This is a genomic window from Microcoleus sp. A2-C3, assembly GCF_036706065.1.
GTDB lineage: Bacteria > Cyanobacteriota > Cyanobacteriia > Cyanobacteriales > Microcoleaceae > Microcoleus.
Map to the genome: position 1 here is coordinate 61,641 of NZ_JAUBVX010000007.1, position 22,972 is coordinate 84,612.

The window sequence follows — 22,972 nt, forward strand, 5'->3', positions numbered from 1 at the left end:
CGTAGCTCACTAGCTTTAACGGCTAGTTCCCGGCGAAGTGAAGCAAGAGTTTACTTTTCTCAATACTATTCCAAATTTTCAGGATCGTAAAGGGTAAAAGCCTCTGTCTTAAGGTCAAGATTCTACATTTTTCCTTAAGGTTTTAAATTCCCTGCTAGTTTTAACTGCAACTCAACTTTACAATACTCATGCAAACAGACTCATGCAAACAAACTCATGCAATTCGAGGGCTTTTTTTGCTCTCTGTTCTATCATCGCTTGAATTTTTCTCCCTGCCTAGATGCTAAGATGCGAGATAACCGAACTCGATCGCCCTATTCGCTGCAACTTACGGTTTAAAATATTTATTGACATTTTTCTTAAAATGTGATAAGGAAATTCTGCGAGGAGTAAGTAAAAGTCTATAAAAGCTGGCTGTGAACGCGCCAGCCTAATTTTTTTGCCTCAATGGAATTTCAACGCAAAACTCCGCTCCCGAACCCGGTGCACAAATGCCACGAATCAACCCCTGATGTTTCAAAACAACAATCTGGTAACTGATTGAGAGCCCCAACCCCGTACCCTGACCTACAGGTTTTGTGGTAAAAAACGGGTCAAACATTCGATCGCTCACAAGAGTGTCAAATCCCGGTCCGTTATCGGCAATTAGCACTTGGGCGCGATCGCCCGCCTGCAAAAGTTCCGTGCGAATCCGAATCCTACCGCCCTCACTGGCACCCATTTCTATAGCATCTATGGCATTGCCGAGCAGATTGACAAACACCTGATTGAGCTGTCCTGGATAACATTCTATAAGTGGCAGATCGCCATATTCTTTAATCACTTCAATTTCCGGCCTGCCATTATTTTCTTTGAGCAGGTGTTGCAGTATTAGCAGCGTATTATCTAGCCCTTCGTGGATATTAACAAACTTCATTTCCGCTTCGTCTAGGCGAGAAAAATTACGCAGCGACAGCACGATCTTGCCAATCCGGTCAGCGCCCACCCGCATGGAAGAGCAAAGTTTAGGCAAGTCTTCATTTAAAAATTCAAATTCAATTTCATCTCTATAAGCTAGAATTTCCGGTGCCGGAGCGGGATTGTATTTTTGATAGAGTTCTATCAGTTTCAGCAACTGTTGAATGTTGTCGCGGGCGCAGTCGAGATTGCCTAGAATAAAATTGACAGGATTGTTGATTTCATGAGCTACACCCGCGACAAGTTCACCGAGGCTCGACATTTTGGCGCTTTGGATCAGTTGCGCTTGGGTTTGCTGCAATTCTTGCAGAGTTTTCTTGAGTTGTTGGTTTTGGGCCACAGCATTCGCCGCCTGTTCTGCTTCCTGTAGTGCCGATCGCAATTGAGCTCGCTGTGTGGTTAATTTCTCATTCAATTTTTTAGCATCCGCTAAGGCAGTTTTCTGTGCTTGCAACAAGAAAAGCAAGTCAACTACCCGATCGTGAAGGGCGAAATCGTTAATCGTCAGCCCCAGCGGGGCGAGATCCGCTAAGTCTGCGATCCAAGGGGAACCGAGGAAAAAGATTACTTCTTGATTTTCCGCCGCAACCATCTGCCCTTTGAGCAGCATTTTGTTGTGGAGGGATTCGAGAAGGAAGATCGAGCGAGACTGCTCTCGAATGGCGTCAAATTCTAGAGGAACGTTCGGCCGTTCGATCCGAAAGTGTTCCTTGAGCGAACTTCCTAAAGATAATTCGGGGCAGATCCGAGCTAAAACATCTCCCAAATGCACAATTTCAGTCTCCCATCTCCGGAATGCTAAATGAAATGGAAAAGCTTTTGCAAATATCAGAGGAGAAGAACTGAATGCAGGGGAAACCATAATAGTTTTAGCTAGATTTGCAGTGGATGGAGAACACGTCGCGATCTGCTCCCTGAGTGCGATCGCTTGTTTGCTCGATCTCTACCTCTGTCTGGAATCGGCACGCCAAACCTTTCAACAGCCCCTTCACCATTGGGGCAAACCCTTGCCTGTGAGAGTAATAGTGCAGTTCCATGCTATTTTCTGAGTTTTCAGTACACTGAAACGAAGGCGGTTGAAGCTGGGGAAAATTCAACCCTACGCGGGCGTGGAGGTTGTCGAGGTTTGCCAGAAACTCCCGCAGGTTATCTCCCGCCAGATCGAGGATTTGGGCGTAGCCTTCAGAGGCGGTATAGATTACCCAGTATTCGCCGAAAGCCTGTAAAATATCATCGGCGCTCATTCCTAGCACTTCGCTTGCCGAATGTACCAGGCGGTGAGTGAGATCGTCTGGATAAGCATCCATTGTCATGAAAACGTCAATGTCTACATCTGCTTTCTCTTTGATGGTTTCCCAAGTCTCTTCCCCGAAGCGAGAACAGACCATTTCTTCGATCGCTTTGTTAACTAAACCGTACATAGATTACTCCTGCTTATCGAGGCGAGTGTTTTTTTGATACTTGCACTTCATCGGGCTTGAATTATATTGTAGACCGCCTGCCTCACTGAGAATTTTCAAACTGCGAATTTGAACGGGAATTTCCAACTTGCGATCGCCACGAAGCAACCGTTTTTTGTCTCAAAAAATACATAAATAATTGGCAAAAATCCCTGAGAACCGATTGTGACAGTCGAGAGTGACGCCAGCGATTAATATAACTTAAACTCAAATTTTGGGTTTCCATAAAGTTAGAGACGATCGGGCTTTACGACTCCTAGCTAGCTGCTAAAAAATCCTCAAACCCTTAAAAATTGTGTTTAAATGCCTAAGTTTTATTTATCTTAAATTTTGTGAAATGAGGGTCTAAGGTATGATGGGGGAAATATCCTAGGTTGCTGGATGAGGGCTAATTTTATTTTACGATCGATCGTCGCACTTTCTAATTCATAACTCACCCAAAAACCAGGTATTTCTCTCATTTCCAGCTAAACCAGATTTTTTCCAAGGATTAATTTACAGTAAAATTTATGTAATTCCTGCAATTAATATAGCAATTATTAATCTAAAATCCCAGATCCATTTTAGCAGATTCTGCCTCAGCAAACACTTGTGCGTCGGGCATTTCTTGCCAGTCAATATCCCCGATTTCTCTGTAGAATTGCTCGTCGTAGGGACGAGTCTGCACGACTACCGGCATCGGTACGGCGTGCCCCAAAACCAATGCTTGCTGTTTCGAGTCTAGTTTGGCCAAAACCGATCGCAAACTCTGGCCTCCAGAAACGCCCGTAAAGATAGCATCGATGTCTTTATCGTCGTTGAGCAAAGCTGTAATCCGCGTGCCGACTTGCGACATCACCTCGCCGTCGATACCGGAGGGACGCTGGTCTACAATTAGCAGAGTTACGAAGTATTTTCGCATTTCGCGGGCAATTGTACCAAAAATAGTCGATCGCACGATCGCCGGATCGAGAAAGCGGTGAGCTTCCTCAATGGTAATCACCAACGGCTGCGGCTTGTCGCAGGGATTTTTACTCATCAAAAACTTCTCAGCTTTCCGCACGTAAGATGCGTGAATGCGGCGAGTAATCACATTTGCCGCCAACATATACGACAGCAAATCCGAGTGCGAACCAAACTCAATTACTACATTTTTCCCACTATCCAAACACTGCAAGACTTCAGTCACATAATTTTTCGGACAGCGTTTGCGAATGTATTTCAAATCATTCAAACGCTCTAATTTGCGCTGCAAAGCCATAATCGAAGATTTATTTCCCCGCTTTTCTTCGCAAAACATTTGAATATCTTCGTTGGTCATTTCCAGCAACTTGTTAATCCAACCCTTCCCCAACTCATTGCGTAAAATAATTGCATTTTCAATACTAGCTTCCGACAAATTCAACTCCCGCTGCACCAGCGAGATATCTTCGACTTCAATTTCCTCGAAACTCAAAAACAACTCTTGAGCGTCGCGGACACCCCGGCGTTTTGTAGATTCCGGATCGAGGGTATAAATCTGAATTTTATCGGGAAATAACTGCCGCAAACCTTTAACAGTGCTAAATTGTTTTCCTTCGGAAACAGCTTCCCACCCGTACTCCGAGTGCATATCAAAAATTAGATTAACAGCAGCTTGTTTACGAATAATTCCTGATAAAAGCAAGCGCGTCAGAAAAGATTTTCCGGTTCCCGACTTGCCAAAAATTCCGTTGCTGCGTTCCACAAATCGGTCTAAATCCAAGCACACAGCCACGTCCATGTCAATCGGTTTGCCGATCGCAAAATTGCAACGGTACGGGTCATCTTCCCAGCCAAAAACCGCCCTAAAATCGGTTTCTTTGGCATCAAACACCTGGGAAAAGTGGCTGGGAATCGTTTTAACCGGCAGCAGTTCCATATCCGCACCACTTTGTGCCTCAAAAGAACCCAAATTGCCTAATGCCAACTTTTTATCGGGGACTCCGTTACCTGTTGGATTGAAGATTGCTTGAGATTTTTCTTTTTCCGCAGTCAGCATCAACATGGGGGAAAGCTCGATCGTACCGTAGGTGCTGCTACCGGCGAGGACTGCGATTAGAAAATCGTCGTTGGGGTTGGGAGGGTTGGATAAAATGCGTCCGCTGGATGTTCCGAGAGACACGTCGGTGAGCATACAGAAAAAGTGCGATCGCACCCCCCGCACTACTAGAAATTTCCCCACCCTCATATCTTCCACCGAAACGTCGGCGTGCAATCGCACTTCTAATCCCTTGCTGAGGGAACCTTGAATAACAGAGCCTAACGGTTTGTCATTAGTCATTTGTCAGTTGATTAGTTGTCAGTTGTCAGTTGTCAGTTGTCAGTTGTTATTCGTTTATTTGTTATTCGTTTATTTGTTATTCGGCAATTATTAGCAACTAGCAACTGCCAACTGTTAACTGTCAACCGTCAACTGCCAACTGTCAACTGTCAACTGCCAACTGTCAATTATAATTCCGATGCTAATGGCCATTCAAATAAACTCGGATGCAGGTCTACATCGGTCAAATCCGTTTCGCTCAAATAAGCATCGGTCAAAGATACTCCTTTCAAACTTGCGCCTTTGAGGTTTGCACCTTTAAGGTTAGCACCTCTGAGATTAACTCGGAATAAATGAGCATCGCTCAAGTCTACCTCAGTTAAATCTGCTCCCTCCAAATTTACTCTCATCAAATCTGCTTTTCTGAGGTCAGCTTCGTTTAACTTCGCGCCGCTGAGGTCAGCTTTTGTCAAGTCTACACCTCTCAAATCGGCCCCACTCAAGTTAGCGAACAGCAAAGTAGCTCCGGTGAAATCTGTCTCCCTCAAATCGGCATCGCTTAAATTAGCGCCGCTGAGGTCGGCTCTGGTTAAGTCTACACCCCGGAGGTCAGAAGAACACAAGTTTACTTGGTGCAAAATTGCGCCGCTTAAATCGGCTCCTCTTAAGTCTGTTCCCTCCAAGTTTGCACCTTTGAGGTAAGCTTTTTTTAAGCTGGCTCTGCTGAGATCTACATTTTTGAGATTGACCGAACTTAAGTTAGAACCGCTCAAATTAGCTCCGCTTAAATCTGACCCGTTTAAGTCGGCTCCGGTTAAGTTTACCCCTTGCAGCGATACATTGGGAGCAATTAAATAAGCTCCGGCTTGACGGGGGTCAATGCCTTCTGAAAACAATGTTTTGTTGCTGTAAACAGCTTTTTCTAAAATGGTGCCGCTCAAACTGGCTTCCCTCAAGTCCGCTCCGCTGATGTTGGCTCCTGCTAAGTTTGCCCGATCGAGTTTTGCTCCGAATAAAATAGCTTTGTATAAGTTTGTCCGCCGCAAATCGGCTCCTTTTAAGTCGGCTTCGGTCAAATCTACCATAGCCAGATTTAAGCCGGGGAGCGAGGCATTGGGAGCTAGCAAAATTGCTCCCATTGCGCGTGGGTCAATATCGTCAGGAAAGATAGTCCGGTTGTTGTAGACTGTTTTGTCTAAAATGACGCCAGTCATCTGAGAACCGCGCAAATCTGCTCCGCTGAGGTTGGCTCTCGTTAAGTTGGCTTCCTGGAGATTTGCTCCAACTAAATTGGCCTTGATCAAACTTGCTTGTTTGAGGTTGGCTTGACTGAGTTCGGCTCCTACGAGAGTAGCTTCTCGGAGGACAGCACCGGTCAAATCGGCTCTGGTGAGGTTGGCTAAATTGAGCAATGACTCAGCTAAATCCGCCCCGCTGAGATTGGCGCCGGTGAGGTCGGCTTCGATCAGGTCTGCATACCTGAGACTAGCGTCGCTGAGGTTGGTTTCTCGGAGGTCTGTTCCCCTGAGGTTTGCTCCCCGGAGTTCTGCACCGCCGAGGTTGGTGCCTTTAAGTGCTTGTCCCCTGAGGTCGAGCCGGTGCAGAAAGTCACCAACGTTCATTTCCATGTCGATTTGCCCTTTCTATTCTTGACCCTAGCTTGACATTCCGAGGGCTGAATCGGGAATAGGGGAAAAACTATAGATTTTTTGAGGTTGAAGCCTCGCGCACGCGGACGCGACTTGTCCGAGGGGGAGGTTTTCGCGATCGAGCTGGACTTGCAGGGTTTTGAGCGGATCGCCACCGGAGGAAACAATGAATTCTAGTGTTTTCAAGTCGGATTCTGTGCTGATTTCTGCGAAAATTTGCCCGATCGCCTTGACGTAAGGATGATTTGTGTCCGAGTACCAGTCGGGGGCCGCGAGTCCGGCTTGATCGAAGCCTAGGTGAACGATGAGCGAGCCTTCTCCAAACAAAGCTATGCCCACCGGCCGCGCTTCTTCTTGCAGTAACAAGTCGTGGCTTGCAGCCAAATGCCGCAGTTGTTCTAAGTGTTCGTACCGATTTTGGATGGCAGAATCTTCCTCTTTTCCTTCTTCCCTCTTCCTGAATTTCCCCCCTTGGGGGGGGCAGGGGGGGGTTGACTTCTTCCCTCTTCCTGCTTCCTTCGCTGCGTTCCACTGAATCGCCACTGTGACTAAATAAGTTTGCAGCAGCAGATGACCGAGTTTTTCGGCTTTTGTTGCCAGATAGATCGAGTTGTAATCTGTGGCTTCAATGAGTAAGGGGACGCGATCAGCAACTTCAATGCCGTAACCTTTCAAACCAGCAATTTTGCGCGGATTGTTGGTAATCAACCGAATTTTTTGCACTCCCAAATCGTTGAGCATTTGTGCTCCGACACCGTAGTTCCGCAAATCAGCGGGAAAGCCCAACCGCTCGTTAGCTTCCACGGTATCGTATCCCAAATCTTGCAGCGAGTAAGCTTTTAGCTTATTTACCAATCCAATGCCCCGACCTTCTTGGCGCAAGTAAACTATGATGCCAGAACCGGCACTTTCGATCATTTTCAGTGCTGCTTGCAGTTGCATCCGACAGTCGCAGCGCAGCGAACCCAAAGCATCGCCGGTCAGACATTCGGAATGCACTCGCACCATCACGGGTTTGTCCTTAAATTCTGCGGGGTCGCCCTTGACAATAGCAACGTGTTCTGAATTGTCTTGAGTGTCGCGGTAGGCGTAAATCATAAAATCGCCGAATTCCGTGGGCAATTTGGCGACGGTTTCGCGGCGGACGAAGCGATCGTGCTTGAGTCGGTAGCTAATTAAGTCAGCAATGCTGATGATTTTGAGATTGTGCGTTTTGGCATACTCGATTAATTCCGGCAACCTCGCCATCGAACCGTCAGGGTTTTGAATTTCGCAGATCACGCCGCTGGGATAGAGGCCGGCGAGTCTGGACAGGTCAACGGAGGCTTCGGTGTGGCCAGCGCGTTTGAGGACACCACCGTCGATCGCCCGCAGCGGGAAAATGTGACCGGGACGGCGCAAGTCTTGAGGTTTCGTGTCCGGGTGGATGGATACTTGGATGGTGCGGGCCCGGTCTTCGGCGGAGATGCCGGTACTCACACCGTTGACTGCATCGATGCTGACGGTGAAGGCTGTTTGATTGTTGTCGGTGTTTTTGCTAACCATCAGGGGTAGTTCGAGCCGATCGAGTCTTTCGCCGCTCAAGGCCAGACAAATCAAACCCCGGGCGTTCACTGCCATAAAATTGATATTGTCGGGAGTGGCGAATTGGGCGGCACAAATCACGTCGCCTTCGTTTTCGCGGTTTTCGTCATCTACTACTACCAGCATCCGACCTGCTTTCATGTCTGCGAGGGCGCTGTCGATTGAGTCAAATTGAAAGGATTGAGTTGGGGTGTTGTTATTTGGCACTGAGGACTTCAAGCTATAAACTGTATTGTTATCGAAATAGAATCTATTTTTGATTGTAACCTTTTGTTTCCGGCAGGGGATTGCCCTGTCCAGATAAGTTTGAAACCATTTTCGAGCTTTTATACTATAGATATTGCTTTTTGTCAATCAAAAAATGCCTGAGTATTTCGTGAGTTCGATCGAGATTGCGAGGCTTTTAGGGAAAGATCAGCACAATTATGTTTACTCTAAATCCGAATTTTTCCGATATTAATATGATTGTTATAGCGCGGTTGAGTTGTTGATTTAGCAATTATTACTCTAAGCAAAGCAGCGATAAGCGATCGGTTTTGAATTTCTTAGGCACGGTTTTGCGGCGATCAGCCTGCCCGGATGTAGCGCTATTCTTAAAACATGGATCTGTCTAAGAGAGGTGGCGTAATGAGCCAATGCTTTGTCTGAACACTAAAGCAATTGCCAGAACTCAAGTGTAGTGGGACAATAATTGAGATCCCTCCAATTGCCCCAATCATGAATAACTGGCCAAAGTTCCTCCCCTTTCCTGCATCATGGGGAAAAGGTTTTGCATTAAGCAGCGGTTTTTGGCTGATTGTTTCCTTTCTGCTGCCTGGATATTACTACTACTACTACAGATTTAGCACAGCGTACTGGTACATCATCAGAAGTTCTGACTCTAAAGGTGCGATCGCATTTGCTTGGTTGTGCCAGATACCGTTATTTGCTTTCTACCATTGGGGCTTAACTAAAGTTGCCGAGTGGGTGGAAATCCGCCGCCACAACCAGCAGCCCACAGTAACAGTATCGGCTTGGCTGCACTGGAGGGAAGGGATTATCGCATTTCTGATGCTGCCGGCTGCAATCGTGATGGGAATTCCAGCGATCGCCTTTTTGATGCTGCCACTCAGGGACTCTTCGAGCAGGATTGTGGCTTTAATTATAGGAACTGCGATCGCATCTGCTTACTTATATCACTTCCGCTTTGCCAAGCTGCTTAAAATTATTCTCAAATTCCTATGGATTTTCTATGCAAACCTACTAAAAATATTTGAACTCCTGTTAGTTCCAACACTAACAGGTACTCCGTTTTTTCTGCTAACTGTTACCACGGCCGAAATCGTGCCACAAAAGCTATTGCCGCTAACAACCTTTCTGTTAGTTACTTGCGTACTGCTGAGCGGAATAGTCGGATATGCAGCTTTGCAATATTGGTCAGCGAATTTAGTTAATTGGGCAGCGAGGTGGTGGCCGGCTGACTTTCCTGGTTACAGTCGGATTCAAGCTCGAAAAGCTTGGAAACACAACAAAACAGCAGCCAGCCAATCTTTTGTGCGGCATACAACCAGTTGGCATTTAGCGGCTAATGATACTACCTACTTAATTTATTTCAACCTGATGGCGATCGTACTCGGTGCGATCGCGCTCAGGTTGTTTGGAGATCCGTCAAAATGGTCAGAAACAGGAAAAGAGATGTTAGGATGTGTCGTGGCGCTAGTTTGGGTGGCGCAGTGGCATTTCTGGGGTTGGCGTCGTGAAGTAGAAATTGCCAGCGGCGAGCCCTCAGCCAAAAAGCGATCGCCCAATCGTAATTTACCTGCTTCCGATCCAGTTGCAGTCGAACTCAACCAGCTTGCAGCGGAGTTAGGCGATGTTCGGATGAAGCCTGTCAGAAAACCGCCTTCAGCAACGAAAAAGCCTAAGTCACAGCAGGCTCAGTGGTACGTATTCCGCAGCGGTAAAGCCGAGGGGCCTTATACTAAGCGACAGTTGCGAGATGTGCAGCAGATTACCGATCGTACCAAAGTACGCGCGGGTGAAGCCGAATGGCAGCGCGCTGGTGAAATTCCCGAATTAGCACAATTTCTAACTCAAAAAAAATAAGGGGCGATCGCTTCATTTTGACCCGCATTTTACTTAAAAAAAAACCCTCAACATTGTGAGGGTTTTGCGATGCCAAGACGGAGATTTGAACTCCGGACACGTGGATTTTCAGTCCACTGCTCTACCAACTGAGCTATCTCGGCTTGTTTTTTCGCGTTTTACTATCTTAGCAGACACATACGGAATTTAGCAAGCACTTTTTCAAACTATTTTTTAGATCGCCGGGAACCGCCCACCTGTAAGCTAAAGCTGCAACCTAAAATCCAACAATCGCAATGGCACTGCAACATCGAGACAGCCGGGGCAAGAGTATGCTGATCTTAGGCATAATTTGGCTGCTGGGGGCAATTAGCGATCGCCTCTGGTTTGCCCTCGATCGCTCTGTACCCGCCTGGGATCAAGCAGAATACCTCACCAGCACCCTGAATTACTTCCAGGCGTTGCAGCATCCTCTGTGGTTGTCTGGGGAGTGGTGGACAAATTTCTGGCTGCTGTCAACGAAAATTCCGCCTTTGGTGTACATCTTAACGGTGCCGTTTTTGCATATTTTTGGCGCTGGGGGCGATCGGGCAACCCTCGTTCATTTATTATTTAGTGCTATTCTGCTCGCCTCAGTCTACAATTTGGGCACCAAATTATTTAATCGGCAAGTTGGTTTGTGGGCTGCTGCAATTTGCGTTTTGTTGCCGGGACTTTATCGGTTTCGCCTGCAATTTTTACTTGATTTCCCCCTCACTGCTGCCATTACTTTTTGTTTCTATTGTCTGACAATGTGGAAGGAAGAAGGTTCGGCAGCGGATTTTGTAGCGGATGTAACGGATAGACTGAAGTTGGAAGAAGGAACTAAAAAGAAGCATAAATTCTCTCCCTCTTCTCCCCCTCTCCCCCTCTCCCAATCTCCCAATCTCCCAATCTCCCAATCTCCCCCTCTCCCCCTCTCCCCCTCTTCTTTCTTTTGGGCGATCGCCTTTGGGATTTCTCTGGGTTTATCAATATTAGTTAAACACACTACAGTATTATTTTTGTTTACGCCGATTCTGTGGTTGGCGGTTGGTGCAGTGCGGCAAAAAGCTTGGGGGAGATTAGCTCAATTAGCTGGTGCTTTGTTGCTGTCGGCGGCGGTGTTTGGCCCGTGGGCGAAAACCAATTGGCTGTTAATTTTGACCGGGGGAAAACGGGCAACGCTGGATTCTGCGATCGCCGAAGGAGATCCGGGCTTGAATACCATCGGTGCTTGGATTTACTATATTCAACACTTACCCGAACAGGTTTCCTGGCCTCTGTTACTGATTCCCTTAGTTGGATTTATACTGTATTATTGGCTAAACAAAGCCGATAGTCAATCAATCTTGTACCTTAACTCCTGTCGGTGGCTGGCGGTATTTTGGGTAGGATCTTATTTAATTAATTCCCTAAATATCAACAAAGATGACAGATATGTGATACCTTATTTACCAATAGTCGCAATCTTTTTAGCCTACTGTTTAACCCTGTGGCCTCAACGTTGGGGAAAGCAAATTCGTTGGGGAACAATTGGCTTGGCAATTCTGGCGATGCTGTTTCATATCTGGCCGCTGGGAGGTGGTTTTGGAAATAGCTTAGTCCAAGTTTTTAGTCCCGGCAATTCCAGCTATCCTTACTTAGGGAAAGAGTGGCCACACCAAGAAGTAATTGCGGAAATTATCGAGACGGAACCTTATTTGCAATCGACTTTGGGCGTGTTGCCTTCGACGCCGGAAATTAACCAGCATAATTTGAATTATTATGGTGCTTTGGCGAATTTTCAGGTTTACGGGCGGCAGGTGGGAACTAATTTAAAAGAAGTGCCGCAAGATGTGCGATCGCTTTCTTGGTTTGTAACTAAAACTGGCCCGCAAGGTTCGATTCGGGAACGGATTAAAAAAGCTCAAAATGCAGCAGTGGCGACGATTGAAACTGGCGGCAAGTTTCAGTTGCAAAAAAGTTGGGTTTTGCCTGACAATACTAATTTGAATCTTTATCGCAAGCGATCGCACGCGGTGGAAGTACAGCCGTTGCCTGAAGCGCGATCGCAAGTACAATTAGAGCAAGTGACTGTCCTGGCAAAACCTGTTCCCGGTGTAGCGCTGCCGGTTACTTATATTTGGTCAGGGCCTTGGCAGCAGTTGCAGTCTGGTTTAGTGTTGTTAACGTGGCAAAATCAGCAGTCTGGTGATATTCCACCGGGACAGACTTTCAGGATTTTACACGATCGCGCGATCGCCCAGGGGACTTTGCATCCGGGGATGCTGGAAGCGGATAAATTTGCTGTGGGATTCCGAGTTGTCGATCGCACCGCGATGCTGACTCCTGCTAATATTGCACCGGGAAGTTACAGTCTGCAAGCTACTTATCTGAATCGCAAAACCGGCGAAACTTATCCGATGAAAGTGCCGCAGGTAACGCTTAAAATTGACGCTGAGCCTGCGGTTATTGCTTCCCACACTCGAAGGGGGAGCGAAAATGAGAAAAACTTGAAAATCACCAAACAAGTCCCAGCAAACGAAGATATGCCGGAGTTAGATTTGGTAACTCAATTGCGCGAGATGGCGGTTAATTTACCGAAAGGATTGCCCGGTTTAGAACCAGTGTTTGAGGAAATTGGACGCATTAATCAGTACGATCCAACTCAGGATTATACCGTGCAAGCGCAACAAGCGTTAGCATATCGGCTGAAGCAGGAACCGAATAATCTAGAATGGGCTTATGCTTTGGCATTTTCTACAGTATTGCAGCAGAATGTCGAAAGTGCGATCGCAGCTTTAGAAAAAGTCACCCAACTCGACTCTCAAAACCCCTATGCTTATGCTTATCTCGCCTTCGTCCAGCTTTACGGCTGGCATCCCAAAGCCGCTGAAACTGCCTTAAAACCCGCCCTAGCCCTCAACCCCAACCAGCCAGAAATTAGAGTTTTAAACGGTTTAGCAGCCTTGATGCAAGGCAATCTCATCCAAGCGTGGCAAGATTTGCAATTCCTAAAACAGTTGAAAATCTAACAAGTAAGATTAATACTCAATACCTGCTTGAGCTTTAATGCCTTGTTCTCGAAATGGATGCTTAACCAAAGTCATTTCCGTCACCAAGTCGGCGCGTTCAATCAATTCTGGTGGCGCGCCTCGGCCTGTTAGAATCACATGAGAGTCTACTGGTTTTTGGTCTAAGCCTGCGAGCACTTGCTCGACTTGCAAATAACCCAGCTTTAATGCTATATTGACTTCATCTAGTAAGACTAATTTAAATTCGGGATTACAGATAAAAGTTAGAGCTTTATCCCAGGCTTTTTGAGCTGTTTCGATATCTCGATTGCGGTCTTGCGTATCCCAGGTAAAACCTTCACCCATTGCATGGAATTCTAGCTGATTTTCCCAGAGTTCAAAAACGGCTTTCTCTGCCGGTTCCCAAGCTCCTTTGATAAATTGTACTATGGCGACGCGGTAGCCGTGACCGAGCGATCGCAAAACCATACCCAAAGCAGCCGTAGTTTTGCCTTTACCGTTACCCGTATTGACAATAATTAAGCCTTTGTCTTCCGCAGCATTAGCAATTCGCTTCGCCTGGACTTCTTGTCGGCGCTGCATTTTTTGTTTATGCTGTTCGGCAGTTAAGCCAGTCGTCGTAGTTGTTTCTGTATTGGTTTCCATGAGATTTATTTTAACCGCAGATCAACGCAAATAAACGCTGATATATTTAGGATGTCTAGTTAAGCCCAGAGTGTTTGCAAGTTTAGCACGAAACCGGGCAAAATGTCTTCTCCTGAAAGTTCTGTAGGACATTCCAGAATTTCTGTTTCTTGTCCTTGGCGGTAGATTTCAACTCGGCGCGTTTTACGATTGATTAACCAGCCTAATTTTACTTGGTTGTCCATGTATTCTTGCATTTTGTCTTGAGTATCTTTTAAACTGTCAGTTGGTGACATTAACTCTAGGACAAAATCTGGGGCGATGGGAGGAAATTTTTGTTTTTGTTCGGGGGTGAGTGCATCCCATCTGTCTTGTTTAATCCAAGAGACATCGGGAGAACGATTTGCACCGCTGGGTAGTTTGAAACAAGTTGAAGAATCGAAACAAACTCCCAGTTTAGCTTGTCGGTTCCAAATTCCAAAATCAGTAGCTATTTCAAAATTGCTGTTTCCGGTTTCTCCTCCTGTGGGTGACATGACGGTGATTTCTCCTTTGGCGTTGCGTTCAAATTTGACATCGGGGTTTTGGCGACACAGTTGATAAAATTGGTCGTCGGTGATTTGGGCGATCGCATTAAAGTTAATGGTGACTGCTAGCATGGTATTTTAGAGGCTGCATTTGGATTATTTTAAGTGCAGATGAACGTCGATCGATGCAGGTTGTCTGTTCGCCAAAAAATCTTGTAAAACCTAATTTTGCATTACAGGCCAGACTGCTTGCAAGTTTAGCACGAAACCGGGCAAAATGTCTTCTCCTGAAAGTTCTGTCGGATATTCCAGAATTTCTGTTTCTTGTCCTTGGCGGTAGATTTCAACTCGGCGCGTTTTACGATTGATTAACCAGCCTAATTTTACTTGGTTGTCCATGTATTCTTGCATTTTGTTTTGAGTATCTTTGAGACTGTCAGTCGGCGACATTAACTCTAGGACAAAATCTGGGGCGATGGGAGGAAATTTTTGTTTTTGTTCGGGGGTGAGTGCATCCCATCTGTCTTGTTTAATCCAAGAGACATCGGGAGAACGATTTGCACCGCTGGGTAGTTTGAAACAAGTTGAAGAATCGAAACAAACTCCCAGTTTAGCTTGTCGGTTCCAAATCACAAAATCTGCATTAATTTCGGAATTGTAATTGCCGGTTTCTCCTCCTGTGGGTGACATGACGGTGATTTCTCCTTTGGCGTTGCGTTCAAATTTGACATCGGGGTTTTGGCGACACAGTTGATAAAATTGGTCGTCGGTGATTTGGGCGATCGCATTAAAGTTAATGGTGACTGCTAACATGGTATTTTAGAGGCTGCACTTGGAGTATTTTAATCGCAGATAAACGTCGATCGATGCAGGTTGTATAAATCGTAAAGTCGAAATGCTATTTTTGAAGCGGGAAGATTTTGGGAGATCCTTGTGCTAGCATTATATCACAAAGTTATTAAAACCTGTTTATCTGGTCGTAAAAAGCTTTTTCGAGGAAAGATTTGCAGACATACCAATAATAAAATGCAATATTGATTTCACTCAACAACTTAGGAACTCCTTCTAACATACTAGCTAATATTTTACTTTTTAAATGCAGCGCGTCCATGCCGATCGCAAAAAACAACAAGCCCAATCCAGCTAACAAGATTTTGTAGGGAGTAGACTTTAGTTCTCGCCGAAAAAACCATCCGTAGGAGAAGACAAAAATAGCGTACAGCAAACTAACTCCTAACTTGCGAATTCCCAAAGCGCCAATGTATAGATGAATCCTGTAAATTTCATTGATCAGAAATGCGCCTGTCAACAAAGCAGAGAACAGAATAAATCGATGTTTTGAAGGGCGCGGCTGCATAGTGTTAGCCAATCCATAGCTAAAGCTACAAACAATGACTGGTACAGCACATAATACTTGAAATGTGCGAGTTAATAAGGCGACATTGGGATTGGGGGAGAAAAAAGGGTGAAAAAATAAATCGCTGACTTGCAAGCCTGACAACTGAGTCAAGACAACCAGAAATCCCACCAGCAAGAGAGACAAACAATTGAGTCGAAAAGCTGAGCGAAAAATAGTCATAAGCGAGGGACAACGAAAGGAAAGTTTACCGCAGCCGAATAAAAAAATACTTTTCCACTATAGCTGCTGATTTGCTAAACTAAGAAGAGTCTTGTCAAACAGGGTGACACTGATGCTGTCAGTAAAAGAAGCAGAATCGATCGTTCTAAATTTAGCGCAACCCCTCGACAGTCAGCGGGATGTAGAAATTGTAGACTTGTTGGCAGCATCGGGGCGCATTTTGGCTGCATCCGTCACCGGTTCCCTCGATTTTCCCTATTGGGACAATTCGGCAATGGATGGGTACGCGGTGCGGTTTGCTGATGTGGAAAATTGCAGCGCCGAAAAACCAGCGGTACTTGAAGTAGTTGAGGATATTCCAGCGGGATATCTGCCTCAAAGTACGGTACAATCGGGCCAAGCAGCACGGATTTTTACGGGTGCGATGATGCCGGATGGTGCTGATACGGTGGTAATGCAGGAAGAAACAAGGCGTGAGGGCGATCGTATTTTTATCCTAGTTTGTCCTGAAAAGCCACAAGCATTTGTCAGGCACAAAGGCGCTTTTTATCAAGCAGGAACAACTTTGCTAACTCCCGGTACAATTATCAACGCCCCAGAAATAGCGGTGTTAGCAACTGCACAGTGCATTCAAGTCCCAGTTTATCGGCGTTTGCGAGTAGCAATTTTTTCGACTGGTGATGAATTGGTATCGCCAGACGAACCTTTAGCACCGGGAAAACTGGTTGACTCGAATCAATATGCTTTGACTGTTTTGTTGGCGCAAATGGGATTTGAGCCGATTCGCTTGGGGATTGTTCCTGACAGTAAAGATGCGCTAACCAAGGCAATCGCTAAGGCTGTTTCTACCGCAGATGTGGTACTTTCGACTGGCGGTGTATCGGTAGGAGATTACGATTATATTGATCAAATATTGGCTAATTTGGGAGGTCAGATTCACATAAGCTCTGTGGCGATCAAGCCGGGAAAACCTTTAACGTTTGCTCAGTTTAAACGAGATGAAAAAAAATCCGATTCGCCGATTTCGAGTTCGGATTGTCTCTATTTTGGTTTGCCGGGAAATCCGGTTTCAGCTTTAGTTTGTTGTTGGCGCTTTGTTGTGCCTGCTTTGCGAAAGATGTCTGGGCTGGGCGCGGATGCTTGGGGCCCGGAGTTTGTGCGGGCTCGATGTGATGTTGAATTGCGCTCGCACGGCAAGCGCGAAACTTACATTTGGGGTAAACTACATTTAGTTGCCGGAGTCTGGGAATTTGAACCTGCTAGTGGCAGCCAAAATTCAGCCAATTTAATTAACCTCGCCAATACAACTGGTTTAGCAGTTTTGCCACCAACGGAAACCTGGGTTTGGCCCGGCGAATTCGTTGAAGTTTTAAAAGTTAGTCAGTAGTCAGTAGTCATTAGTCATTAGTCATTAGTTTCATAATCGGTACTCTTTTTTTATTCTTTCCTCCCTCTTCCTTCTTCCCTCTTCCCTCTTCCTTCTTCCTTCTTCCCTCTTCCCTCTTCCTTCTTCCCTCTTCCTTCTTCCTTCTTCCCTATTCCTTCATATTATGAGAATTTTAATTGTTGAAGATGATCCGATGATGCAACTGGGATTAGAGCAAGTTTTAGCCGATTCCCCAGAAATAGAAATAGTAGGACAAGCAGAAGACGGTTATTTAGGTGTAGCAGCCGCACTGAAACTAAAACCTGATATTATTGTGATGGATATCGGTTTGCCGCGACTGGACGGCATAGCAGCGACGCAGCAAATTAAAGCACAACTGCCGGAAGTTCGAGTGGTAATGTTAACTTCTCATACGGCTGAAACTGAAATTATTGCTGCCCTTTCTAGCGGGGCTGATGCTTATTGTATTAAAGGTGCTTCCGTAGATAGGCTGTTAGCCGCGATTGCAGCGGCAGCAGAGGGGGCTACATATCTTGATCCTCAAATTGCTCGGACTGTCATCGAACACCTCAAACCGCCGATGCCTGCCTCTACAACTACTTTTGGTCAGTTGTCACAGCGGGAATTGGAAGTGTTAAGATTAATGGTGGAAGGTAACAGCAATCCAGAAATTGCCGCGGCGCTTTATTTGAGCCCAAATACTATTAAAACTCATGTTCGCGGTATTATGAATAAGTTGGCTGTGGATGACCGCGTGCAAGCAGCCGTTGTAGCGCTGAGGACGGGGTTGGTGTAAAAAAGAAGGAAGAAGGAAGAAGGAAGAAGGAAGAAGGAAGAAGGAAGAGGGAAGAGGGAAGAAAGAAGAAAAATAATTCAACGTTTTTCAGTTACCAATTCGCAATTCGTAATTCCAAATTCGTAATTCCAAATTTTCACGATCAATTAGTAGCAATTTGAGTAATAGAATCTATGTCTGAGTGGATAGAAATCGGTACAATTGTAGCAGCTCAAGGTTTGAATGGGGAATTGCGAGTCTATCCCGATTCGGATTTCCCGGAAAGGTTTATTGAACCGGGAAAGCGGTGGCTTTGGCGCCCGAAGAAAACTGAACCGGAACCGATCGAGTTTTTGGGTGGTCGCTACATTCCGGGCAAAGGGTTGTATGCTGTAGAGGTGGAGGGTATTGAAGACCGCGATGGTGCTGAAGCGCTGCGGGGCTGTAAGTTATTCATCGAAAAGGGCGATCGACCTTACCTCGAATCTGATGAGTTTTACGTGCAAGATTTGATCGGTATGGAAGTTTTTAACCAGTTAACCGGGGAAATCTTAGGTAAGGTAAGTGATATTATTCCCGCAGGTAACGACCTTTTAGAAGTAGAAACAGATTTAACAGCGCCGGAACCTGTCGCCCCAGGATTAGAAAAGCCAAAACGCCCTGAAACTCCCAAAGCAAACGCTGACCCCAGAAATACCCGCAAACCAAGGAAAATCCGCGTTAAAGAACCTAAATCAACGAAAATCTTGATTCCTTTTGTGGAAGAGATTGTGCCAATTGTTGACTTGGAAAAAGGCAGAATTGAAATTGTTCCTCCTCCTGGTTTGTTGGAAGACATTTAGACAAGACGGCGGTTGAAACCGCCCAGTCTTCTACAAAATAAAGGAAAGGATTATTCAGGCTAAGCCGGATTGGGTATTAATTATTAACAATGCCCAATGCCCAATGCCCAATGCCCAATGCCCAATTTCCAATATTAATCATTTGATTTATTTGCGTATCGCACTATCAAGTAACTGATGGAAAGGGCGAAAATTGCCGCCGCCAAACCAATCAAGTCGGCTGCGGTTTTTTTTTCCAGGTCAAGAATGATGATTTTTCGAGATACTGCTATCAATGAAGTTACAATAACCAGCTCTACTTGAATTACGTGCTTTTTGAGATAAGCTGTAATATTTTCTAATATTTCCAGAGCAATTAAAACATTTAAAAACAACCCAAATATGACAAACAACGTATCTTTTAACAAAAAAGTCTCATGGTCATTAAACAATTCTTTTGCTAAAAAAAGCAGCAAATCGCAAACGCTGACCATAATTACCAAAATCATCGCCAGCGATAAAATTTTCGATATTATGACTTCTACACTTTCCGCAAAATGAAGAAAGTCTTCATCGCTACCTAGCTTAGAAATTTGCCTAAATAGTTTTTTCAGCATACCCGTGATTTAGTAATCATTCATTCATTGATGATTCTGTCATCGTTTGGTGCACTTGGCAATCCTGAAACTCTATGATTGCTTGTTTCGTTGTGCCACCAGGGCTGTGGGGAAGCGGGTTCTCTCTACCCGTTATATTTCAATACAGTTCATTTAAGAACAATTTGGCTGCCAAGAGAGACTTGTATCTCCCACACAATCGTGAAATTTAATTCGTTCGTAAAAAAGCGCTAACTAAACCGTATTGCGTTATATTTTACAGTTTTTCGCATCAGCTAGGAATCGATCGCACACCGTCGAACTCCTGATTAATAAATTTTTTCCATAAAAAATCCTCAAACTATTGTCTAGCAATATTTTGAGGACTTTAAGACGCGGTACGATCGCAGGACTAACTATCTATTCTCAACAAAGAATGATTGTTGACTGCATTTTCGCCCTGTCGAACACACGGTTAAGCTAAATTTTTAGCTTGGGTGGGTTTAGTAACGGCGAGAAGAGCGGTCGTTGTTGCCCCAGTTACCGCTGTTGGACGAACCACGTTCTTCACGGGGTTTTGCCTTATTGACCTTGAGGTCGCGACCCATCCACTCAGCACCGTCAAGAGCCTCAATGGCTGCGGTTTCTTCTGCTTCAGTAGACATTTCTACAAAAGCGAAGCCACGCATCCGACCTGTTTCGCGGTCAGCAGGCAATTGAATGCGCTTTACTGTTCCGTACTCTGAAAAAGTTTGGCTGAGGTGCTCCTGCGTTACTTCGTAGGATAAATTGCCGACATAGATTGACATTGAACATTCTCCAGAATCGAGGTTGTAGAGATTTAAATCCGGAGGAACGCCGATCGAACGAACTGTACTGCCGAAAATAAAGCCTTATAAAAATATCATAGCACCTATAGGTGCAAACTGCAATTTTTTGATCCGCTCGATCGACTAAAAAAAAGGAAGAAGGAACCAGGAAGAAGGAACAAGGAACAAGGAACAAGGAAAAACCCCGAATAAAGCAGGAAAAACCAGAAAAAATAAATTTAATTTTCTTGATTCGCGAGCTCTGCCGCAGAACGCAGCTTGTCGGGTGCTTCATTCAGTTGACAGTTGACAGTTGACAGCGACCTCTACCTCTACCTAGAAGGAAAAGGATTGGAGTAATGAATAGTCTGATTTTAATTTCTCGCCTTTAAGGATTCCGGCTTTAAACCAATTCTTTCTGGTAAAGGCTCACAATTCCTTGATGACCGTAGAGCACCCCGCGATTGTGCCGTACTCTAGGGCCCAGAAACCGGGTTTCTTGACAAAAAACTACGATTTTACGTAATTCTGTGGCAAGAAACCCAGGTGATGAGATTGGTGCCACTATGTGAGTTTTAAGATACCAAATTTGGACAGTAGCTCAAGAATTGACGGTGACGGTGGATTTTGCCCAATTAAACTCCCCAACTTCTGTAGCAACTTCTTCGACAACTTCCGCCCCAGTTTCTGCCCCAACCAACACTAACTGCACCGCACAAGCTTTTAACTCGGGCTGTTTAGAATCTGGACAGCTTGCAGCATGAGTCATGGCATTGGCTTCAGCACTTTCTGCCCACAGAGAACCCCAGTGCATCGGTACAAATAGGGTACCAGGGGCGATCGCCTTTGTGACTTTTGCGGGAAACTGCCCCTTGCCGCGGCGCGATCGAACTTCTAGCAAATCACCCTCCTTAATTTGCAATTTAGCAGCATCGCGGGGGTGAATTTCCAAAAATGGAGCGGGGTGCAATTGATTAATTTTGTCAGTTCTCCCCGTGCGCGTCATCGTGTGCCAGTGTCCGTAAACTCTGCCTGTCGTCAACACAAACGGATAGTCTGGATCGGGAGGTTCTGCCAGTCCCCGCGAGTGATAGGCCGAAAATCTCGCCCGCCCGTCAGGAGTGTGAAAACGCCTGTCAGTATACAGGCGTTTCGCTTCGTTGGCTGGATGCACAGGCTCATTTTCGGGACAAGGCCACTGCTGCGGGCCTTGGAGGCGCAAATACTCGTGGCTGAGGCCTGTCATGTCGCAAGGTCTGCCCCCTGTCAACTGCACGTACTCTTTGTATACGTCAGCGCTGCTGTCGAAAGCAAAGTGTTCGGCAAAACCCAAGCGGCGGCCGACTTCTGCGAAAATCCGCCAGTCATCGCGCGCTTCCCCGGATGGTGAATCGAAACCGGGACAAAGCGTGACGCGGCGTTCGGAATTCGTCATCACTCCAGTTTTTTCGCTCCACTGCGTTGCTGGTAGTAAGATGTGGGCGTAGGCTGAGGTTTCCGTGGGATAGTAGGCTTCTTGATAAATGGTAAAGGGCGATCGCAACAAAGCAGCTTTTGTCCGTTCCAAATCCGGCATACTTACTACCGGATTGGTGGCTGCAATCCACAGCAACTCGACATCGCCAGTTTCCAAACCGGTGATCATATCCCAAGCAGTGCGGCCGGGATTTGGGGAAATACTTCCCGGTGCGATTCCCCAAAACTCCTCGACTTGGGTTCTGTGTTCGGCATTTTTCACAAATCGGTATCCAGGCAATAAGTGAGAGAGTCCTCCCGCTTCCCTACCTCCCATCGCGTTTGGCTGGCCGGTCAGGGAAAACGGGCCGCATCCCGGTTTGCCAATTTGACCGGTCATCAAGTGCAAATTAATTAGTGATCGCACCTTTGCCGTGCCTTCCGACGACTGATTGATGCCCATCGACCACAGCGACAAAACCCGCTGCGACTGTTCCCAGTAGTTAGCCGCCGTTTCTAATTCGCTGACAGTAATGCCGCAGCGCGAGGCTACAAACTCCGGCGTGTAGCTGCTAATAACTTCAGCAAAAGCTGAAAAATTCGCCGTGCATTCTTGAATAAAATCAGGATCTATTGCTTTCCTGCGCAACAGCAAATATGCAATTCCGTTAAGTAAATCTATATCCGTACCCGGTTTAATTGCTAAGTGCAAATCCGCCGCTTCAGCAGTCGGAGTCCGCCTGGGATCTACCACAACCATCTTGACATTTGGATGCTTTTTATGGTACTTTGCTAACCGGTTAAATACAATTGGATGGCATTCCGCTGTATTGCTGCCAATAATAAAAGCGCAATCTGTTAATTCTAAATCGTCGTAACAGCAAGGTGGCCCGTCTGAACCAAAACTTTGAACGTATCCCGAAACTGCTGAAGACATACACAAGCGAGAATTCGCATCAAAATTATTAGTGCCCAGACAACCTTTCATCAGTTTCTGGGCAACATAATAATCTTCTGTAGCAAATTGACCCGAACCGTAAACGCATATAGCATCGGGGCCGGTGGTGCAGCGAATTGTTTGGATGCGGTTAACAATGGCATCGAGAGCTTCGTCCCAGCTAGCGCGGCGAAACGGTTGGTCGAGAGAATCTCGGATCATTGGATAAAGTAGCCGATCGCTCCTAATAGACTCTGCTACCGTTGCTCCCTTAATACAAACCATACCCTGACTCGATGGGTGATTGCGATCGCCCCGAACTTTCCAAGTTTGTTTTTTGTCGGGAACAACTTCTAGACCACAACCTACACCGCAATAAGGGCAAAGAGTTTTTATAGTTTCCATCTGGTGATTTTAGATGCTAATTTTTGAAAGCTAATGCATAATTCGTAA

At 45.9% G+C, this 22,972-nt stretch carries 17 protein-coding genes and 1 tRNA gene; 5 read left to right on the forward strand and 13 right to left on the reverse strand.

Annotated features, from left to right (window positions below; all coding sequences use genetic code 11):
• Positions 1-430: 430 nt before the first annotated feature.
• From QUB66_RS06230 to ribBA, 5 genes are all read right to left on the reverse strand, one after another.
• Positions 431-1,819 carry a sensor histidine kinase gene (locus QUB66_RS06230; RefSeq protein WP_265233485.1) on the reverse strand — a complete coding sequence of 463 codons (1,389 nt, stop codon included), beginning with the start codon at positions 1,817-1,819 and terminating at the stop codon, positions 431-433.
• A gap of 7 nt (positions 1,820-1,826) precedes the next feature.
• Entirely contained in the window at positions 1,827-2,378 is a 552-nt protein-coding gene (locus QUB66_RS06235; RefSeq protein ID WP_265233484.1) for a heme NO-binding domain-containing protein, read from the reverse strand.
• A 583-nt stretch (positions 2,379-2,961) separates the two neighbouring features.
• Positions 2,962-4,698, reverse strand: a complete 1,737-nt coding sequence (locus tag QUB66_RS06240) for an ATP-binding protein (RefSeq protein ID WP_332966825.1) — start codon at positions 4,696-4,698, stop codon at positions 2,962-2,964.
• 167 nt (positions 4,699-4,865) lie between these two features.
• The gene (locus QUB66_RS06245; protein WP_265233482.1) at positions 4,866-6,305 is read right to left on the reverse strand and encodes a pentapeptide repeat-containing protein; all 1,440 of its coding nucleotides are present in this window, start codon (positions 6,303-6,305) and stop codon (positions 4,866-4,868) included.
• Positions 6,306-6,332: 27 nt separating this feature from the next.
• Positions 6,333-8,051: a bifunctional 3,4-dihydroxy-2-butanone-4-phosphate synthase/GTP cyclohydrolase II gene (ribBA, locus tag QUB66_RS06250; protein WP_442923296.1), complete on the reverse strand. Its 1,719-nt coding sequence runs from the start codon at positions 8,049-8,051 to the stop codon at positions 6,333-6,335.
• 576 nt (positions 8,052-8,627) lie between these two features.
• Between ribBA and QUB66_RS06255 the strand changes: the two genes are divergently transcribed.
• Positions 8,628-9,995 carry a DUF4339 domain-containing protein gene (locus QUB66_RS06255; protein WP_332966823.1) on the forward strand — a complete coding sequence of 456 codons (1,368 nt, stop codon included), beginning with the start codon at positions 8,628-8,630 and terminating at the stop codon, positions 9,993-9,995.
• 70 nt (positions 9,996-10,065) lie between these two features.
• On the opposite strand, the gene QUB66_RS06260 is transcribed toward QUB66_RS06255, so the two are convergent.
• A tRNA-Phe gene (locus tag QUB66_RS06260) sits at positions 10,066-10,138 on the reverse strand.
• A gap of 132 nt (positions 10,139-10,270) precedes the next feature.
• On the opposite strand from QUB66_RS06260, the gene QUB66_RS06265 reads away from it, so the two are divergent.
• Entirely contained in the window at positions 10,271-13,009 is a 2,739-nt protein-coding gene (locus QUB66_RS06265) for a glycosyltransferase family 39 protein (protein ID WP_332966822.1), read from the forward strand.
• A gap of 9 nt (positions 13,010-13,018) precedes the next feature.
• On the opposite strand, the gene cobO is transcribed toward QUB66_RS06265, so the two are convergent.
• The 4 genes from cobO to QUB66_RS06285 form a co-directional block, all read right to left on the reverse strand.
• Entirely contained in the window at positions 13,019-13,654 is a 636-nt protein-coding gene (cobO, locus tag QUB66_RS06270) for a cob(I)yrinic acid a,c-diamide adenosyltransferase (RefSeq protein WP_332966821.1), read from the reverse strand.
• A gap of 59 nt (positions 13,655-13,713) precedes the next feature.
• The gene (locus QUB66_RS06275) at positions 13,714-14,292 is read right to left on the reverse strand and encodes a Uma2 family endonuclease (RefSeq protein WP_332966820.1); all 579 of its coding nucleotides are present in this window, start codon (positions 14,290-14,292) and stop codon (positions 13,714-13,716) included.
• A 90-nt stretch (positions 14,293-14,382) separates the two neighbouring features.
• Entirely contained in the window at positions 14,383-14,973 is a 591-nt protein-coding gene (locus QUB66_RS06280) for a Uma2 family endonuclease (RefSeq protein WP_265233476.1), read from the reverse strand.
• Positions 14,974-15,118: 145 nt separating this feature from the next.
• Positions 15,119-15,739 carry a hypothetical protein gene (locus QUB66_RS06285; protein WP_265233475.1) on the reverse strand — a complete coding sequence of 207 codons (621 nt, stop codon included), beginning with the start codon at positions 15,737-15,739 and terminating at the stop codon, positions 15,119-15,121.
• Positions 15,740-15,851: 112 nt separating this feature from the next.
• Here QUB66_RS06285 and QUB66_RS06290 point away from each other — a divergent pair, with 112 nt between their 5' ends.
• From QUB66_RS06290 to rimM, 3 genes are all read left to right on the forward strand, one after another.
• Positions 15,852-17,126: a molybdopterin molybdotransferase MoeA gene (locus QUB66_RS06290; protein ID WP_332966819.1), complete on the forward strand. Its 1,275-nt coding sequence runs from the start codon at positions 15,852-15,854 to the stop codon at positions 17,124-17,126.
• A 163-nt stretch (positions 17,127-17,289) separates the two neighbouring features.
• Positions 17,290-17,922, forward strand: coding sequence for a response regulator (locus tag QUB66_RS06295; RefSeq protein WP_265233472.1), 633 nt, complete (start codon positions 17,290-17,292; stop codon positions 17,920-17,922).
• 173 nt (positions 17,923-18,095) lie between these two features.
• The gene (gene rimM / locus QUB66_RS06300) at positions 18,096-18,743 is read left to right on the forward strand and encodes a ribosome maturation factor RimM (protein WP_265233471.1); all 648 of its coding nucleotides are present in this window, start codon (positions 18,096-18,098) and stop codon (positions 18,741-18,743) included.
• A 134-nt stretch (positions 18,744-18,877) separates the two neighbouring features.
• On the opposite strand, the gene QUB66_RS06305 is transcribed toward rimM, so the two are convergent.
• From QUB66_RS06305 to QUB66_RS06315, 3 genes are all read right to left on the reverse strand, one after another.
• A complete protein-coding gene (locus tag QUB66_RS06305) occupies positions 18,878-19,339 on the reverse strand; it encodes a phosphate-starvation-inducible PsiE family protein (protein ID WP_265233470.1) in 462 nt (153 codons plus the stop codon).
• Between the two features lie 482 nt (positions 19,340-19,821).
• Positions 19,822-20,127 (reverse strand): RNA recognition motif domain-containing protein, encoded by a 306-nt coding sequence (locus tag QUB66_RS06310; RefSeq protein WP_265233469.1) that lies wholly within the window; start codon positions 20,125-20,127, stop codon positions 19,822-19,824.
• A gap of 601 nt (positions 20,128-20,728) precedes the next feature.
• Positions 20,729-22,924 carry a molybdopterin oxidoreductase family protein gene (locus QUB66_RS06315; RefSeq protein ID WP_265233468.1) on the reverse strand — a complete coding sequence of 732 codons (2,196 nt, stop codon included), beginning with the start codon at positions 22,922-22,924 and terminating at the stop codon, positions 20,729-20,731.
• Positions 22,925-22,972: the final 48 nt, after the last annotated feature.